The organism is Candidatus Coxiella mudrowiae, assembly GCA_001077715.1.
In the GTDB taxonomy this organism is placed as follows: Bacteria; Pseudomonadota; Gammaproteobacteria; order Coxiellales; family Coxiellaceae; genus Coxiella; species Coxiella mudrowiae.
This window is the reverse complement of the sequence record CP011126.1, coordinates 759768-777387: the sequence shown is the minus strand read 5'-3', so window position 1 is coordinate 777387 and position 17620 is coordinate 759768. Positions and strand designations below refer to the sequence as shown.

The following is a 17620-nucleotide window of genomic DNA, read 5'->3' as shown; positions in this document are numbered from 1 at the left end:
CATTACCTATTTTGTAAGGTCGATATTTTTAATCATGTAGTTTTTCCTTATTTTTCACTTCCAGAATATCTTTTCGAATATGCTGAATTTTATCCCGTACCAATGCCGCTTCTTCAAACTCTAAATTTCGAGCATGACGATACATTTCTTCCTCTAAATTACGCAAATATTTGGCTAACTGCTTGAATGACATAGAAATGTATTGCGCTTCTTCTTCAGCTACCTGTTGAGCTTCACTTACAAAGCACCCTTTTTTGTTATATACGTGAACCTCCTCTATTATTTCTGTGATTGCCTTTTCGACGCTCTTCGGAGTAATATTATGTTTTTTATTATACAGAACTTGTACCTGACGCCTTCTTTCTGCTTCTTCTATGGCACGCTTTATGGAGTCGGTAATTTTATCGGCATATAAAATAGCTTTCCCATGTAAATTTCTTGCTGCCCGGCCTATTGTCTGAATCAAAGATCGTTCGGAGCGCAAAAATCCTTCTTTATCAGCATCCAAAATTGCTACTAATGATACTTCCGGAATATCTAAACCTTCACGCAACAAATTAATTCCCACCAATACATCAAATGCACCCAACCGCAAATCGCGGATAATTTCGACTCGTTCCAGGGTGTCAATATCCGAATGCAAATAGCGAACCCGCACACCATGCTCGGAAAAATATTCAGTCAAATCTTCAGCCATTCGCTTGGTTAAGGTAGTTACTAATACGCGTTCATTTTGTTGAACTCGTTTTCTAATTTCCGATAATAAATCGTCTACCTGGGTGGCTACTGGTCTCACCTCAATTTCTGGATCGATCAATCCCGTAGGACGTACCAACAATTCTACCACTTGATCGCTTCTTTGCTTTTCATGAGGGCCAGGCGTTGCGGAAATAAAAATAGTTTGGGGGGCTAATTTTTCGAATTCATCAAACCGCAACGGTCGATTGTCCAACGCAGACGGTAAGCGGAAACCATATTCTACTAAGGTTTCTTTGCGCGTCTGATCGCCTCTGTACATTCCACCCAACTGAGGAATTGTGACATGGGATTCGTCAATAATGAGTAATGCATCTTTAGGTAAATAATCCATTAAAGTCGGCGGTGGCTCTCCAACATTTCGACCTGATAAATAGCGAGAATAATTTTCAATCCCACTGCAATATCCCAGCTCTAGGATCATTTCTGAATCAAAATTGGTGCGTTGTTCCAAACGTTGGCGTTCCACTAACTTATTTGTCCTCTCTAATTCCGCCAAACGCTCATTTAATTCCAACTTAATTTGATCAACAGTTGTTAATAGTTTTTCACGGGGCGTGACATAATGAGTTTTTGGGTAAATAGTGATTCGCGGAACTCGTCTTAACATTTCACCTATCAATGGATCAAAAAAACTAATATTTTCAACTTCGTCATCAAACAACTCTACTCGAACAGCTTCCCGTTCGGAGTCCGCCGGATAAATATCAATAACATCACCATGTACACGATAGGTTGCTCGGCGCAATTCTAAATCATTTCGGGTGTACTGTAATTCAGCTAGCTGCTGTAATATTTGACGCTGATCAACTTGATCGCCTCTTTTTAAATGGAGAAGCATTTTTAAGTAGGAATCAGGATCACCCAAGCCATAAATGGCTGATACCGTTGCCACGATAATAGCGTCTCGGCGCTCAGTTAACGCTTTGGTAGCAGATAAGCGCATTTGTTCAATGTGCTCATTTATGGAAGCATCTTTTTCAATATACGTGTCTGAACTGGGTACGTAGGCTTCGGGTTGATAATAATCATAATAAGAAACAAAATATTCTACAGCGTTCTCAGGGAAAAATTCCCGCATTTCAGAATAAAATTGGGCAGCGAGAGTTTTGTTTGGCTCCAGAATTAAAGCCGGACGTTGAAGCCTTTCAATCACATTAGCAATGGTAAATGTTTTTCCAGACCCCGTTACTCCTAAAAGCGTTTGGTACGCCAGACCATCCTCTAAACCGACCACCAATTTCTCTATAGCTTGAGGTTGATCACCGCTGGGTTTGAATTTCGATATGAGTTTAAAGGTTTTTGTCATTTCTTAACTACCCCTCACTCCACTCTAAAGTTGAGAGGAATTTCTCATTGTTTACAATTTTATTTTCCGCTACTCTACCGACTGCAATATCAAAGAAACTTATATCATGAACGACGTCTTATCCACTAGAGCGCAACAAATCAAGCCTTCCCCTACAGTGGCTGTTTCTGACTTAGTTCGGGAATTGAAAAATCAAGGACACGATGTAATTAGTCTTAGCGCCGGTGAGCCGGACTTTGATACCCCCAATCCTATCAAACAGTCTGCGATAGAAGCGATCCAACAAGGGTTTACTAAATATACTAATATTGAAGGCACTCCTGCTTTAAAAATGGCTATTGCTCATAAATTGAGTCATGATAATCAATTGGATTACGAGCCTAACGAAATCATTGTGAGTAATGGAGCGAAACAATCTATTTACAATGCCATCATGGCTGTATTGAATGCAGGTAACGAAGCAATCATTCCAGCACCTTACTGGGTAAGTTACCCCCCTATGGTGAAAATGGCTGAAGCAGTCCCAATTATTATCCAAACCACACTCTCCCAAAATTTTAAAATAACCCCTCAGCAATTAGAAGAAGCCATAACACCAAAAACCCGCTTATTAATTTTAAACAGTCCGAGCAATCCTTCTGGGGTGGTTTATAGCAAATCGGAATTAGAAGCTCTAGCGGAAATATTATTGAAGTATTCAAAAGTGTTAATTCTCTCTGACGATATTTATGAGTACATTTTATGGGGACAAGATCATTTTGCTAATATTGTGAATGCATGCCCTAAATTACGGGATCGAACCATTGTGATTAATGGCGCTTCGAAAGCCTTTGCTATGACAGGATGGAGGATTGGTTATGCTGCCGCTCCTAAAGCCATTGTTCAAGCCATGAAAAAAATTCAATCTCAAAGTACTTCTTGTCCCAATTCAATTGCTCAAGTGGCAGCAACTACCGCTCTAGGTTATAACCGTGGTTATTTTAGTTATATGTACGAGGCTTACAAAGCACGTCACGACTTGACCTTGCAAGCACTCAATCAAATGAAGGGCATGAGGTGCATTCCCGCGGATGGTGCTTTCTATCTTTTTCCAGATGTCACAGAGACTATTAAACGACTTAAACTATCCTCCGATATCGAACTTTCTACACATTTGCTCGATAAAACTAATGTAGCCGTAGTTCCTGGAAGTGCCTTTGGCTCGCCAGGACACATCCGCCTTTCTTGTGCTACTAGCAATGAAAAACTTAAAGAGGCACTGGATCGGTTATCCAGTGTGCTTGATCATTAAGAACCCTGGTAACGGCTCTGAATTTTCCTTTACAGAACCGTTTAGCATCCTGCTGAATTAATTAAGTCAGTTGATTCTCAGCTCATTGATCGGTAACATACGACTTCTCTTTCTACCAACACTCCTCGGTAGCTCAGTCGGTAGAGCAGGTGACTGTTAATCACTTGGTCGGGGGTTCAAGTCCCTCCCGAGGAGCCAATAATCAACATAAAATCAACCACTTAATTATAACCATTGCGTTTTCAATTATGCCCTGCTCAAGCCTTTCGGGACTTTTGTGGGAGTGAAGTTACCATTCATATCCCTTTCATCCACATTTACAACAGAATTCATTGATTCTCTGAAATAATACACAACTTAATTGCTATTGAGCCAAATTGATATTATCCAGCGGATCATAGTCAGTCTTCTCGAAACAATTTTCAAAATAAGAACCCATATACACTGTTCAGGAGTAATCACTTAAATCCCCCCCCTCGAAATGTTGACCAAAAGTGTCATAAACGGTTCTATGCATTGCTTCTTACGTTGAACCGGCAGGGATTTACCAACCGTTGTGCGTCAAACTATATAAAGTCAGGTTACATCGTCACCCCAACCCAATCACTACTCATTTCGTACCATAAATACTATCTTTCGGATAGACGATGTAGAAAAATATTTCAGATTATCGACCCCTGGGATTTTATTTTAAAATAATCTATAAATTGCTCTGCTTCTTCTATAAATTTTCCTTTCGAACCAATGACTTTAATTCTAACATTTTACAGGCTCCTCTTAAAATCTTCTAACATTGAAATATTAATATCACCTCCTTTCGGCGTGTTAACTCACTGGAATTCTATTAAAAATCGGAAAGTATACGTCTCCTTCGCTTATGCGTTGTATGGGAGCTAAAACGTCTTCGATCAAAATTCAAAATATTTTTTAAATTTATGTTAAGTGTGAATTGCTCAGTCATATTTTCTGGATTTACTTGAGACGTTAGGTTAGACGTTAGGTTAATGTAAATGCAAAAAATAACAATTTTTTCCTGGATTGTTGGAAATAGCAGTAGTCTTCGAATAGTACCAGAGTTTATTCCAGTATTGATTTAAAAATTCTTTTATTAATTTTTTTTATTATCGATCACATAGCCGAATTCCTGTAAATTAGACGGATATAAATTATGAGAACTCACATAAAAAAGACGATCGTCAACCACCCAAATTTTAGCGTGATTGGCAATGGCATGTTTCGCATCCCAACGAGGCACATTGTCAGAAAACCGAATATAAGCAAGATGCAAGTGCTGGCATAACTCTTGATTCAATCGATCTAGAGAATAGGGATGATCGCGTTTGCTATTTAATTTCTGCGCAATTCCATGCAATTTATCAGCCATGCTTTCCAAGAGAACATTATTAGAATATGTATCAATTCAAACTACTTTTGTAATTTCTGAGGACAATATAAATATTACCTTTGTTAAGCAGGAATTTCCCAAGAGTAGCTAGTGTATCCCCAGAGGCATTCGTCGGTAGCTAAAATACGTATTTTTTAGTTTGATAACGGATGTCTTGTTGTGAAATGCGAATTACTTTTTTAGCTCGTTTAAAAAATAACGTTCGTGCTACTTCGCTTTGATTATCAGGTCGCTGCCCTGGAGCAAACATACCAACTCGCAATCACGCAAGCGCCATAACAGCAATATCACCCTGATACAGTTGATCCGATAATTTTTTAATATCAAAATTTAGTAAATACGCTTCTCTTGATACTGTCCGTGAAAATAGGATTGCAAGTCGGCAATAATCTCACTTTTTTGTTTCTTTGTATTTACAAATGTAACGCCATAATTGATTGACAAATCGATCAGCGGCCAATTCAGCTTGGCCATGAATTTAAATACTAACGTCATATACCGAAGCATTTTCAAGATATTCACGCGTTCGTAAATTGTGTCCACCGGTTAGAACCGTGTTACCATCCACAGCAATGATTTTTTTTGCATGATTGAGCGAAAAGCGCTGCGATAATGACTTTCCCACCACAATCCGTACCATCTTCACAAGTACGGATACTACCGACATAGATTTTTAGAGAAGCATAGGTGCTTTTTGTTGAATCGTTTGCTTTAATGATCACAAGTAATCAGGATTACGTTGTAAAATACCATTTTTTTTAACTTACGTTTAGCAATTTCTCTCTTCGGTGCCTCAAAAGGATAAACTCCTTGTAAAATGCGAACAGTTATTGGTCAATTTTGTATTACTAAATACGTCAATGCATTGCAAATGCTCGCCAAAAAGCAGCGGTGATCTGGGAAAGGCTGTAGTCGTAATATCCACGGTGTGATAGGCAGAGATAATGACATTATAAATAGCATCTAAAAATTTTCTAGAATGTCCTAAGCACATTTTTACATCACTACCATGAGCACCATCATAAAAATCATTGAGGTGTCTACAAGGGACTCTGTCTCTTACAATCACTGTCTAAATAGAAAATAGTCAAACTAAAGGTTATTTTACAAGTCGCGCACCCATAGCAATAATAAAAGAACAGTGGATGGACATTGCCCTAAAACACTGGGCGTTTGCAATAACCAGCGCTTAACCATGGTATCCTTAGTAGAAATACCATAAGTAATATTTTTAAATTCCCCATCGGGGGATCTGAGAGTATTTCGATACGATCCTCAATGGCGCTCAATTCCTTTGTAGGGTTGTCAACAGAATAACAGCCGAAGAGCAATAAAATTATATCAGCAGTGAAGCAAAATCGGAACATTAGCACTTCCTTGCCTTAGGGACAAAGGCCATCCTATCGTACAATGGCAGATGGAATTAGTAAAGCGAAAACCGATGGCAAACCTGATTTTTGATTTCGACGGTACCACAGTGGATGGCTTTGAAATAGCCATCACCTTATTTAACGATTATGCACAAACACACGATTTTCTACACATTAAAGCGAAGAATTATGAAAAATTGAGGTCCCTCTCATCAAAGCAAATCTTCCAACTGACAAAAAAGATAACACCTTAGGCTCCCTACCATTATTGCTTCTATCCGAAACAATTGCAATCACGTATGACGACACTGAACCCCGTTCTCGGACTACCCAAAAGTTTTTTTGAAACTACGAGAAAACTAACATCATCTTGGAATTTTAACAAACCAACAGAAAAGAAAACGTCAAATTATTTATAGAATCTAATAATTCGGATCTAATTTGATTTTATTTATTCTGAAAGCAGTTAGTTTAGCAAAAGTAAAGCTTTAAAGAAATTATTAAAATACCATCGTTTAAAAAAAAGAAAAAATTTTTTTATATTAAGTATAAAACACGTGATATTCAATAATCGAAAAAAATCATATTTTTCTATTGCATTAACGTGGAGATTTAATAATAAAAGTATTTTAGCAATTGAAAACCTGAATTTTTGATCGACAGGCCGCAGAAAATATTAGTATTGGAAGCATTATAAAGTAGGCGATCAAATCGTATCATCAAAATTAATTTCACGACAATAACTAGTTGAACTTATGACACAAACTCGATCTCTGCTGTTGATCGTATAGAATTTAAATAGCGTGAGACAAATTTCTCTGTCTGATAAGATTTAATTCCATAAGATTAATACGCTGGAAAAAAATTCCTTCACGCATCTCTCAAAGAAAAACTAGAAAACCATAGAAACTTGAGAAGACAATGAAATAAAAATTTCATATTTTTGATCGAGCTAAAGTAAGATTTCATATTGTCCCTTATATTTTAGAAATGAATTAAAAAGCAATCTAAGCGCTTATGATAATTTTACAAATAAATTTTCAAATAGAATTGTTGAAACCCATTTGAGATCAATTTCTGCAAAGTTGTATTATCAAAAATTCAATAGTTAATAGTAATTAATTATTATATTGTAAGCGTTACGGAATTTTTGTAATTTAAAAAATTTCTTCTTTATTCATAGTTAGATTATATAAATTTGTAACTCCATGATTAATTGAAAATTTCTAAACTGAATATTATATTGATAGTACCATTAAATAACGGTAAAGGAATACCTATGTTAATCAAAGATACATGACTATATTATCAATAAATTAATGTTCTTACCTATCTTGATCGTGAATTGGAGTTTATAAATTATCAGTAGTTTTTATAAAGTAAGTCGAATTGTTAGAAAGCAGATTTAAGTATCTCCTAAAGGTTGGATTCCATAGTTACATACACACTTTCAGGGCACCTTTTTAAATCCTTTCTTTGTAGATCTTTCTTTATATTAACATTTTTTGAAGTTTTAGCAGGAGTACTATTAACTATCAAATTTTTCAAACTTGAATTTCTCAACAATCGTAAAAATATTTTTTCAAGGTAGGTTTATTTGTAGGAAAAATTATGATTGTAGTAATTTAATTTAGTAAAAATATTACTAATACGGATGAAAATATCTTTCGAGATAATATTTCCAGCATGATCTTTGAACTAAGCTATATTTAAGTATTTCTTCTTAAAATTGCCACGGAATATTCCTTTTTTATCAGTTTGTAATTTGCCGGTGTATTGTTCAAAGCGTATTCCTTTCTTAGTAAGTAGATCGACTGCTTAATCAATATCATCAACCTCAAAATTTAATACTGTATAGGTCGATGGTTGATGATTTTCTTTTTGATAAATAAAAATAACTGTACCATTTCCTAATGGCTAGCTCTAATTCCATATCCTTTTCTTCTTTAAAATCTAAGCTAAGAATATTATTGTAAAAATCTTTAGCTTTTTCCAGATCCTCAATACAAAAACTTCTGAATAAATTTTTCAATTTAAATATTTTTGATTCATCATTTTTTAAAGAGAACAATGGCTTCAAATCAACTAATCTACCTTCATTATACCTCTATAAATAAAGATCTGAAAGCGCATAAATAGAAATAAACGATCATCAATTTCAGTGCTTTTTCCTTATCGAAAAAAAATTTCCTTCATTGACATAGCTTCATATTCAACTAAATTTTTTTTGAAATAAGAGTAATTTAGATCGAAATAGTCTTTATTTCCTAGATATTCATAAAAAGCATGTGTTCTGATTTCTATTTGATTATTAGAAGTAATAAGCCCCATTACATTGGCTCTATGCTTGATAACATATTTTTCTACTAATTCTAGCAATCGATTGCTAATTCACTGGCTTCGGTAATTTTCATTAATGATTAATGTGTCAATGTATAAGTATTTTCAAGATATTCTGAATTGTTGATAGCATCTGAAAGAAATTAAAGCTACGATTATATTTTTTTTGTTCGGCGATGATCATTTTATAGTTAGCAATATTAGCTACTATTTGTTCTTTCACGATTTCTAATGACATCAAATATGCTAGTTTTTGTAATAAATTTACTAATTGAGATGTATCGTTTTCTGTTTTATTTAGCTTTCTATTTTAAAACGTGGATATCTTAAGGTACTTATTAACACCTTTTCGTGTTTCTGTTAACTATATATTTTCTTAATTCAAACTCTTCATTAAGTTTTTTCCAAGTGTCGATTAGCCCTGTATAAGCAATTTCTGCCTGTTGCGCTATCGTTACACCTAAAAAGCCTTGTCGATAGATTTCTGTGGTGCGCCGTTGCGAAACATAGCGAGCATAATCCCAGGCCAGATTTACAAAAAAAGTTAACATAGCGCTTATCAAATTGTCCATATTAATTCATAGAAAATCTAATATCTGAAATTAACGGATGATAATAACGGATGATAATAAAGACCTATAACTGGAGTATTAATAGGGGAAGGTAATTGAGTCATATTATAGGAACCATGATCTTCCACACTGATAATCTAATTAATCGTCGCATAGGTCTCGATAATTCCTTCCGAGGTTGAGAAATTTTTTTGATTACGTATAATTGTAATAAGGTTATCTTTTCCTCTATATTTTCGTGTAATATTATTCAGACAAGTTTCTGAAAGAGAAACTACCTACTCTTCTAGCTTAAAACGTAAATGAATTTCTTCGATGGCATAGCGATTGGAATTTTGTAATAAAGCGGGGACATCTAACGCTTGTTCGGGCGGGAACGTCCAGTTTAATAATTTGATCTTAGCTTTCTAACTTATAATCCATATCAATGATGGTAAACGTCTATTCCATATGTATTTTAAGACTTAATAGTAATCCACCATTATGTATGGGATCGAAAAAACTAAATATAAAATAAGGTTAAACGCTCCAAGACTACATTTATCGCCAGCGAATATATTAAAAGATTTTGTAGGTCGATGTTCTTTCTGAGAATTAAAAGTGAATTTAATTTTTGAAACTCCTGGGCCTGAACCTCGAACGTTTCCGGAAGGTGCATCGACCAGTAAATTTTGGCTCGCCCCATAATTACCTTTATTTTTTTTTACATTAGTACTTAGAAAGAAAAGCTTGCCATGAAGAACCCACATGCACTTCTTCATTTCCTAAGACTTTCTGATGTGAAAAAAATAATAGCAATATCGTTACCTGTAAACGTAACAAGCTCATTGATTAATAATCCAGAATTGATGTGTTCTTTCAACAACGTTTGAATAGCATCCAGTATTTTAGCTGTAGGTCAGGTATGACCGCTAATACCACCTACATCGGCTTTTATGGCACTCAAAGTAATTTCAATATAATATTCTAGAAAAAAGGAATTTTAATTATACTTCGATCTTCACTTTCTATCCAAGCATTCCTAGTATAAAGAGTTGAGACAAAAATTAATCATGAGCTTACGGAAGAGCGAAATTTAGCTAAATAATTCAGTTCTGGGGTAAGATAATTAAGAAAATAGCAATTTTGAGTACATCTTAATTTGCTTATTTTTGAAGTTCTGGTCTAAATCTATTAGGCTGATTGTTTACGTATTATAAAAAATGCACCGATTAAAATTTGTAATAAAACGATTTACATGGGTGAACGAATTTCTTTGGCATTACCTCTGCCTGAATTATTCAGTTGTGTGCCTATATACATGCTTATATTAAAGTCGTTCACGGAAAAGAAAAAGGTCCTTTCTACATGGTGATCAACTTAATGGTACAAAAATAATTAATCTTTTATTAGAACAACCTTTCTTAAAAACGCTTGCGAGAAAATTTTATTGCTATCCCGGTTATGAACGTGTACGATCTCATTACTGGCCGGATCCACTTTGATTGAAGCTTTCCAGGCTTTAAATACAGCTCTCATGCCGCACATCTTGCCAATCTTTTCACTCAAGAAAATTAATAAAAGCTAATTATTGTATTGATTTCTAGAGAGTTCTTTTAAACCATAATAATTTAACTTAAATTTATGTTAATTTCTATGACGAAACTGCTAAACAATTAGCCGCTTTATTTGACGCTCCAGTAATTTCGGACACCCCTTATCGAAAAAGGCTCATTATGTGCATTAACTGCAAATAAAGGAATTCCTTTGTTAATCTATAAAGCTGGCGAAGCTATGTGTTTTGATGAGTATGCCATCAAAATAGGTATTAAAGGAATTTTTAATGTAATGCAAAATTTAACCATAATAACCGACTTAGGACGTCATCTTCAAAAAGATACTTGATATTTTTTTTACTAAAGGCACAGTTTGGGTTTGTGCTTCAAACAGTGGAATTAGTTTTTCCAAATTAAAATTGGGACAGAATATTTCCAAAGGCGAAGTTTTATGTGTAATTAAAGATCCTTTCGGAGGTACAGAAAATGTTACTATTACTAAACCCTAAGAAGGAATTATCGTAAGTAAAAATAATTTACCGTTAGTACATGAAGGCGAAATCTTCTTCCAAGTCGCCGTTTTTTCAGAAATAGAAAAAGCCTCTCCCAATCTACAAAAATGGAAAGAAAAAGTATCGAAGAATTTAAAGAATCCGAATAATTGTTATGGCAATCATAAAGAAATCACCAATTTTATTCATTGGTCTCATTATATGGCTATTAGCTCCTGTTTTTTTATATACGAATTCTTTCTTAGAACATTTATTTGGATTGTGGCACCACAAATTATCCTAGATTTGCATCTTTCTCTAGAATCTTTTGCTCTTATTGGCTCCGCTTATTACATCGCTTATGCTATCATACAAATCCAAGTTCGGATTTTAGCAAATAAATTTAGAGTCAAATGAATTATCATTTTTTTCCGCTTTGATTTACGCTGGTTCAGCATTATTATTTTCACACGCTACAGGATTCACTTCCGCTTTTTTCAGTCGAGCGCTCATGGGCTTTGGTTCCTCTTTTGCCTTTATTTTCTTATTAATTGCTGCAACTTGGTTTCCGCGACATTATTTTGGATTTTTTTTTCAGGCGCCTCACAATTTGTTGGAACGATGGGGCCACACTTCTAGCTGGTGGTTCATTGATTTCATTTTTTAGCCCAAGTTCATAGTAATTGGCGTCTAGATCTTGCTACCATTGGCGTATTTGGAGTTATTTTAACTTTCCTAATTTTGCTTATTGTAAAAAATAAACCACGTAGTCAAGAAATATTGGTTTACTTGAAAAGACATAAAAAAATTTTCAACTCTTGTAATTTTTATTTCAAAACTCGCAAATGTGGTATATTGCTTTTTCTTCAGCGAGTATTTATTCATCCATTGTTATTCTTGGTGCTATTTGTGTATTAATTATCTTGAATCAAGAGGCCTTTCTCAGGCACTAGCTGCTGACATCATTTCTCTCACCTGGTTTGGTTTTGCTATCCGGTGTCCTTTGCTGGAGACTTTCTCGGATATAACAAAGAGTCGAAAACCCACGCTTATTTTTTTTGTGAATGCGTAGGGATTATTGGATACAACGCTAATCACCTATGCACCTATACAGGCACATTGATTATACGACCTTTTCTTCTTTTTAGTAGGTATCGCAGTTTCATGGAAAAACTTGGAATTTGCAATTATTTCCGAGAAAACCACAATCACGACTAGAGCTTCTGGAATGGGCTTAAATAACGAATTAATAATTTTGTTTGGCGGGATTATCCCGCCCTTAATGAGTTTATTTATCAAATCTTCGGTTAAGAGCTCTTCTCTTTCAATAACTGACTTTATTATTAGTTTTAGTTTTATGTCCCTACCCCTACTCAATATTCTCTATCGTTGATACTAGCAAGCTTTCTGGTAAAAGAGACCTACGTAAAACCACAAAAAAAATTAATCACATTGAAGATTAACTCTGAAACTACTTAGCTAAAAATCGAAAAGCTAAAACAACCAACTTAATAAATTATGTTTTTCTTATTTTTTCTTTTTCCTCTTCTGAGGGTTTAATCTCCGAAGTGACAGAGGATTCTGAAGATTCAGGCAATTCCGTTTCTAGTGGATTACGCAATGCTTCTATATCCTTGAATAAATCATTAAGTAATCGATTAATTCTAGTAAATTCCTTAGCTTGCTCAGCATGTGTTTTGGCCAATTGTTGCGTCAATAAACTAAGCTCAGAAATTTTGATACTAATTGCATCATCAGGATTAACATCAGGTGTGCTGCCTTCTGGACTAATCATTGACTTAATGTTATTTAAAATACCTTGTAAATCAAATTTTTTACTAGAATTAGTCATGACTAACCTCTTTTATTAATTAAATGTTGTTTTATAAATGTTTTGACTTTGTCATCAATTATCTTTAACGCGTTTGAAACACGAGTAATTTTGGCAATACTAACATCAAGGTCGTTAGAAATTTCTCGCTGAGTTTTTTCTCCTTTTATCAGCTCACATATTAATTCCACGTACATTGCCAATTGCTCTTTTCTTCGAAGCTAAATAATAAATCAAAAAGTTCATTCAGTCGTTCTGTAGTTCCTGCCTTCTGACATGAAATAAGAAACTCAGAACAACCTTTTGATTTTAGAGACATCTTTTCCTCCTTATCAGAAAGATTAGACAACAAGGGGGAAATAATGTCAACAGAACCCCCGCCATCACTTTGAAGCAGTTAATGAAAAAATGCCATTCTTTAAGGAACAGTTTGCGCTTGAATATGATCTACCAAAAGTTGTAATTTCCTGCGCCCTTGAAATTCATTAATATCTAAACGATAGGCTAAGTGTACGTATTCACAATGGAAATTAGGCCACTCTTCCAGATTAACATGAAAAGCAATACCATCTAGATAATAATTATGCTCAGGAACTTGCAAAATTAACTTTAAATGCCGCTGGCCTACTACCCGTTGATTAACCAATTTAAAACAACCATCGAAAACAGGCTCTGGAAAGCCTTGCCCCCAGGGCCCCGCCTGCTCTACTAACTCAGCAAGCTCAAGAGTTAACTCTTCCGAAGTTAATTCTCCATCACTTATTAATCGCAGCTGAAGGTCTTCCTCATTAAAATTTCTTCCCACTTCTGAAGCAAATACTTGTTGAAACTCTTCATAGTGATCTAAAGGCAAGCTAAGACCTGCTGCCATAGCATGGCCCCCAAATTTGGTTATTAGGCCTGGGTATTTAGTAGCAACAGCTTCTAGCACATTGCGAATATGAAGCCCAGAAATAGATCTGGCAGATCCTTTTAGAGTATTATCACTCATTTTTGCAAAAGCAATCGTGGGGCGATGAACCCGTTCTTTCACTCGGGAGGCTACCAATCCAACAACCCCTTGATGCCATTCTTCCTTATATAAACAAACGCCAGGTGGCAACTGCTGACTTAAATTAAGGTGATCAATGGCACTAAATGCCTCTTTTTGCATTTGGGACTCAATAACTCGCCGCTCTTTATTTAAATCATCCAATCGATAGGCAATATCTAAAGCCGTATTTCTGTTATCCGCCAAGAGACAAGCAACGCCTAAACTCATATCATCTAAGCGTCCGACCGCATTTAATCGTGGACCGATGGCGAAACTAAGGTCTGTAGCCCGCAATTTTTCTCGTTTACGCCCGGAAACTTCCAATAATGCCAAAATTCCTTCATGGGCTTGGCCTGCCCGAATACGTTGTAACCCTTGATGAACCAATATCCGATTATTTTTATCTAATGACACAATATCGGCCACGGTGCCCAGTGAGACAAAATCCAAAAATTTCGCCATATTGGGGCAATCGAACCCACTTCGTTCAAACCAATTATTTTTTTTTAGTTGGGCACGAAATGCCAACATAAGATAAAAAGCCACCCCTACGCCCGCCAAACATTTACTAGGAAATTTATCTTCTTTGCAATTAGGATTTATAATTGCACACGCAGGTGGCAATTGCTCGCCCGGGAGGTGATGATCGGTAATTAGAACATCGATTCCTAATTGATTTGCTCGGACAACACCCGTATGACTTGAAATTCCATTGTCAACCGTAATAATTAAATCAGGCTGTCGAGTGGAAGCTACCTCTACAATTTCTGGCGTCAAGCCATAGCCATAGGCAAATCGATTGGGAACCAGATAAGAAACGTTTTTTAGCCCGAATTCACGCAGCGCTCTTACTGTTAAAGCAGTACTTGTTGCTCCATCCGCATCGAAATCTCCAATAATCATAATATGCTGTTGCTCTTTGAGAGCTTGAATTAGCCGCTTCGTTGCTTTATCGATGCCGGACAATAAAGAGTAAGGTAACAAATTTTTTAACTCGCGGGATAATTCATCCGGTGAATTAATATTTCTTGCCTGATAAATCCGCCGTAAAACGGGATTAGGATGCTCAAGACCTTCAGTTAATTTTGATACTTCGCGTCGAACGATTTTTTTATCCAAAAAACTTCCTTTTTAAATTACATTTTCGCTATTGTCCTAATGTTAACTTTAAATAATAACAATAACCATCGTCGGGATACAAGCTTACCATTTCAAATTTATTTTTAGTAATTCCAAAAATTTTGAAGTGCTAATTTTAATTTAAATAAAAAGATAAAATTAGAATTGATTCGATTATTTCGTGATTAAACACTCTAACGAGATTTTGTAATTTGCTTTTTCCTCGCCGAATCGGAAGATAACTAATCCAAAAAATTAGGACAAAAATAGAAAAACACAGATATCCTCTTCTCACGACTTACTAGTTTTCATCGTATACCGAGCATTGAAACCACCCCGTTTCTTTAATATTTTCTTAAGCTTGAGCTCCTATAATGATCTTCCATTGAAAGAGAGCGAAAGAAAACCCAAAATAAATCATGATCCATACTTTTTATAATGAAAGATTCCCAATTTTAGATATTGATATTGTTAGGGATGTAGAAGCTTTCTTCGAATACTACACGAACCCAGAAGTCGCTCGTTATATTCTCGCTTCTAACCCTCGAAATCTAGCCGAGGCCACTTCTGAAATTCATTATTGTCGAGACCTTTTCAAATACAAACGCGGCATTTATTCGACACTTGCACGCAAAGAAGACGACTACATGATTGGCGCTATTGGTCTTTATATTAACAATCAACACTATCACGCTGAAATTTGTTACGATCTCTCTCGTGATTATTGGGATAGAGGCATCATGACAAAAGCATTGCTCAAGGTAATTGAATTTTGCTTTAAAAAAATAGCAGTCCACCGGATTGAAGCAATTACTTTAAAGGAAAACAGCGCTTCTATCGCTACCCTCAAAAAAACAGGTTTTTCATGGGAGGGGTCGATGAAAAAATATCGCTATTTCAATGGACGTTTCCATGATATTGAAATGTTTGTTATTACTTCGGAAAATGAATCGCCTTAACTTTTCCTTGCACCTTAGCTACTTCCTCTTTAGGAATGTTTTTTTTCAAAAGCTCTTGCCTAATTCAGTCTTGAATTTCTTTATTAGATATGGTCAATTATGTAGCTTTGAACTTACCTAGGTCGAATTATGAAACAACCTCGTGCGCTCACACCTTTATTTCTCACTGAGATGTGGGAGCGCTTCAGTTTCTATATTACCCAAAGCCTTCTGATCCTCTATCTCACCAGCGCGCTTAACTTTGCTGATTTACAGGCTTACATGATTCTCGGCGAGTTTACGGCACTCGTTTACATAGCTCCTTTGGCAGGGGGCTATTTGGCTGATCGAGTGTTTGGCGCTCGTTATGCTATTCTTGTGGGCGCCATTTTTTTAGGCATTGGCTATTTCTTGCTAGGTATTGCTGGTCAAAAATTGCTGTTCCTTAGTCTTTCAATTCTCGTAGTAGGCAATGGACTATTAAAGCCTAATATTTCAAGCTTTTTAGGCGAATTTTATTATGAAGACGACCCTCGTCGTGACGCGGGTTTCACTTTATTTTACATTGGCATTAACCTAGGCGGTTTATTAGCCTTGGGAAGTGCTGGCTTTATTCAAGAAAAATTCGGGTGGAATATAGCCTTCCTTAGTGCAGGAGTTGGTATCGCTATCACCCTATTGACATTCTGCTTCGGTTTCAAGACTTTCGAAAATCGAGGGCTTCCTATCCCTCCTAATCAAATTTCGCCTGCATTTTTGCGTTGGTTGCGCTATAAAAGTAATCTTCTTATACTCTTTGTTCTGACTATTATTATCGCTTATTTTTTGTTGAGCAGTAACTCTTTTGCTAGCTTGTTCCAATTAATTCTTGGTGTTTTTATCCTCATTGTTTTGTTCATTATAAGCAGTCGCTTGGAAAAACAAGTTCGGAATAAATTTCTTGCTCTAATTATTATCGTTATCGCTTCCATTGTTTTTTGGGGAATCTTTTTTCAAGCTTTTGCCTCCGTTAATTTATTTACACAGCGGATTGTCGATCGAAATATTTTTGGTATATTCATTCCTTCACCGGCATTTATCGCTCTAGAATCCATTTTTATTATTTTATTGGGACCTTTCTTAGCTTCCTTATGGCAACGTCTGCATACTAAAAAACTAGACCCAACACCCGGAACAAAATTTTCGTTGGCGATGTTTTCCACCGCTCTTGCTATGCTTTTATTGGCACTGGTTACCCATTGGACCGAAGCAAGCGGTTTGGTTCATCCGCTCGGGATCCTGATTTTTTATTTCTTTTTAACTCTTGGGGAAATGCTCCTCTCTCCTATCGGTTTATCCATGGTGACAAAGTTGTCTCCTCCTCATCTTACAGGGTTAATGATGGGAATTTGGTTTATGGCATTGGGATTCGGAGGGCAGCTCTCAGGATTTTTGGCCGAAGCAGCTAGGGTTTCTCACCAAGTCCAAGATATTCATGCTGCAAGCGAAATCTATAGACACGCCTTTGTGAATAATGCAATCCTTACTTTTATTGTGGGCTTAGGCTTATTTGCACTAAGCCCCTGGTTAAAACGGTTAATGAAAAGCTAACTTAAATCGAGATTCAAACCTATGTTTACTCAAGCCACTT

Annotated in this window: 13 protein-coding genes, 1 tRNA gene and 1 pseudogene; 5 read left to right on the top strand and 10 right to left on the bottom strand. The window is 35.8% G+C overall.

The window, feature by feature from the left end:
* Window positions 1-28: 28 nt before the first annotated feature.
* The gene (gene uvrB, locus CleRt_RS03815; protein ID WP_048875153.1) at window positions 29-2065 is read right to left on the bottom strand and encodes an excinuclease ABC subunit UvrB; all 2037 of its coding nucleotides are present in this window, start codon (window positions 2063-2065) and stop codon (window positions 29-31) included.
* Between the two features lie 106 nt (window positions 2066-2171).
* Here uvrB and CleRt_RS03810 point away from each other — a divergent pair, with 106 nt between their 5' ends.
* Window positions 2172-3356 (top strand): pyridoxal phosphate-dependent aminotransferase, encoded by a 1185-nt coding sequence (locus CleRt_RS03810; RefSeq protein ID WP_048875152.1) that lies wholly within the window; start codon window positions 2172-2174, stop codon window positions 3354-3356.
* A gap of 122 nt (window positions 3357-3478) precedes the next feature.
* Window positions 3479-3554: transfer RNA gene (locus CleRt_RS03805), tRNA-Asn, on the top strand.
* Window positions 3555-4464: 910 nt separating this feature from the next.
* Here the strand turns inward: CleRt_RS03805 and CleRt_RS03800 are convergent.
* The 3 genes from CleRt_RS03800 to CleRt_RS10005 all read right to left on the bottom strand — a co-directional run bounded on the left by CleRt_RS03800 (window position 4465) and on the right by CleRt_RS10005 (window position 5428).
* On the bottom strand, window positions 4465-4740 hold the full coding sequence (locus CleRt_RS03800) for a phospholipase D-like domain-containing protein (protein ID WP_048875151.1): 276 nt from the start codon (window positions 4738-4740) through the stop codon (window positions 4465-4467).
* Between the two features lie 139 nt (window positions 4741-4879).
* Entirely contained in the window at window positions 4880-5023 is a 144-nt protein-coding gene (locus CleRt_RS10010) for a hypothetical protein (protein ID WP_157870829.1), read from the bottom strand.
* A 216-nt stretch (window positions 5024-5239) separates the two neighbouring features.
* The gene (locus CleRt_RS10005) at window positions 5240-5428 is read right to left on the bottom strand and encodes a hypothetical protein (RefSeq protein WP_162198815.1); all 189 of its coding nucleotides are present in this window, start codon (window positions 5426-5428) and stop codon (window positions 5240-5242) included.
* A 750-nt stretch (window positions 5429-6178) separates the two neighbouring features.
* On the opposite strand from CleRt_RS10005, the gene CleRt_RS14035 reads away from it, so the two are divergent.
* Window positions 6179-6385 (top strand): HAD hydrolase-like protein, encoded by a 207-nt coding sequence (locus tag CleRt_RS14035; protein WP_048875150.1) that lies wholly within the window; start codon window positions 6179-6181, stop codon window positions 6383-6385.
* A gap of 2424 nt (window positions 6386-8809) precedes the next feature.
* On the opposite strand, the gene CleRt_RS13235 is transcribed toward CleRt_RS14035, so the two are convergent.
* The 6 genes from CleRt_RS13235 to recJ form a co-directional block, all read right to left on the bottom strand.
* On the bottom strand, window positions 8810-9022 hold the full coding sequence (locus CleRt_RS13235) for a fructose 1,6-bisphosphatase (RefSeq protein ID WP_306686810.1): 213 nt from the start codon (window positions 9020-9022) through the stop codon (window positions 8810-8812).
* Between the two features lie 158 nt (window positions 9023-9180).
* Window positions 9181-9288 (bottom strand): hypothetical protein, encoded by a 108-nt coding sequence (locus tag CleRt_RS13230; protein WP_306686820.1) that lies wholly within the window; start codon window positions 9286-9288, stop codon window positions 9181-9183.
* Window positions 9289-9507: 219 nt separating this feature from the next.
* A complete protein-coding gene (locus tag CleRt_RS13225; RefSeq protein ID WP_306686809.1) occupies window positions 9508-9792 on the bottom strand; it encodes a fructose 1,6-bisphosphatase in 285 nt (94 codons plus the stop codon).
* Between the two features lie 2793 nt (window positions 9793-12585).
* The gene (locus CleRt_RS03770; RefSeq protein ID WP_235379181.1) at window positions 12586-12921 is read right to left on the bottom strand and encodes a hypothetical protein; all 336 of its coding nucleotides are present in this window, start codon (window positions 12919-12921) and stop codon (window positions 12586-12588) included.
* Window positions 12922-12923: 2 nt separating this feature from the next.
* Complete coding sequence (locus CleRt_RS11685; protein ID WP_235379204.1) at window positions 12924-13097, bottom strand: Trp family transcriptional regulator; 174 nt, start codon at window positions 13095-13097, stop codon at window positions 12924-12926.
* Between the two features lie 221 nt (window positions 13098-13318).
* Window positions 13319-15052 carry a single-stranded-DNA-specific exonuclease RecJ gene (recJ, locus tag CleRt_RS03760; RefSeq protein WP_082160424.1) on the bottom strand — a complete coding sequence of 578 codons (1734 nt, stop codon included), beginning with the start codon at window positions 15050-15052 and terminating at the stop codon, window positions 13319-13321.
* A 419-nt stretch (window positions 15053-15471) separates the two neighbouring features.
* On the opposite strand from recJ, the gene CleRt_RS03755 reads away from it, so the two are divergent.
* Complete coding sequence (locus CleRt_RS03755; RefSeq protein WP_048875148.1) at window positions 15472-16011, top strand: GNAT family N-acetyltransferase; 540 nt, start codon at window positions 15472-15474, stop codon at window positions 16009-16011.
* 89 nt (window positions 16012-16100) lie between these two features.
* Window positions 16101-17580: pseudogene (locus CleRt_RS03750) on the top strand (peptide MFS transporter).
* The last annotated feature ends 40 nt before the right edge of the window (window positions 17581-17620 follow it).

Coding starts and splice junctions, on each gene's coding strand:
- uvrB (WP_048875153.1), bottom strand. CDS start 2,065: ATGACAAAAACCTTTAAACTCATATCGAAATTCAAACCCAGCGGTGAT.
- CleRt_RS03810 (WP_048875152.1), top strand. CDS start 2,172: ATGAACGACGTCTTATCCACTAGAGCGCAACAAATCAAGCCTTCCCCT.
- CleRt_RS03800 (WP_048875151.1), bottom strand. CDS start 4,740: ATGGCTGATAAATTGCATGGAATTGCGCAGAAATTAAATAGCAAACGC.
- CleRt_RS10005 (WP_162198815.1), bottom strand. CDS start 5,428: ATGTCGGTAGTATCCGTACTTGTGAAGATGGTACGGATTGTGGTGGGA.
- CleRt_RS14035 (WP_048875150.1), top strand. CDS start 6,179: ATGGAATTAGTAAAGCGAAAACCGATGGCAAACCTGATTTTTGATTTC.
- CleRt_RS13235 (WP_306686810.1), bottom strand. CDS start 9,022: ATGTTAACTTTTTTTGTAAATCTGGCCTGGGATTATGCTCGCTATGTT.
- CleRt_RS13225 (WP_306686809.1), bottom strand. CDS start 9,792: ATGTGGGTTCTTCATGGCAAGCTTTTCTTTCTAAGTACTAATGTAAAA.
- CleRt_RS03770 (WP_235379181.1), bottom strand. CDS start 12,921: ATGACTAATTCTAGTAAAAAATTTGATTTACAAGGTATTTTAAATAAC.
- CleRt_RS11685 (WP_235379204.1), bottom strand. CDS start 13,097: ATGTACGTGGAATTAATATGTGAGCTGATAAAAGGAGAAAAAACTCAG.
- CleRt_RS03755 (WP_048875148.1), top strand. CDS start 15,472: ATGATCCATACTTTTTATAATGAAAGATTCCCAATTTTAGATATTGAT.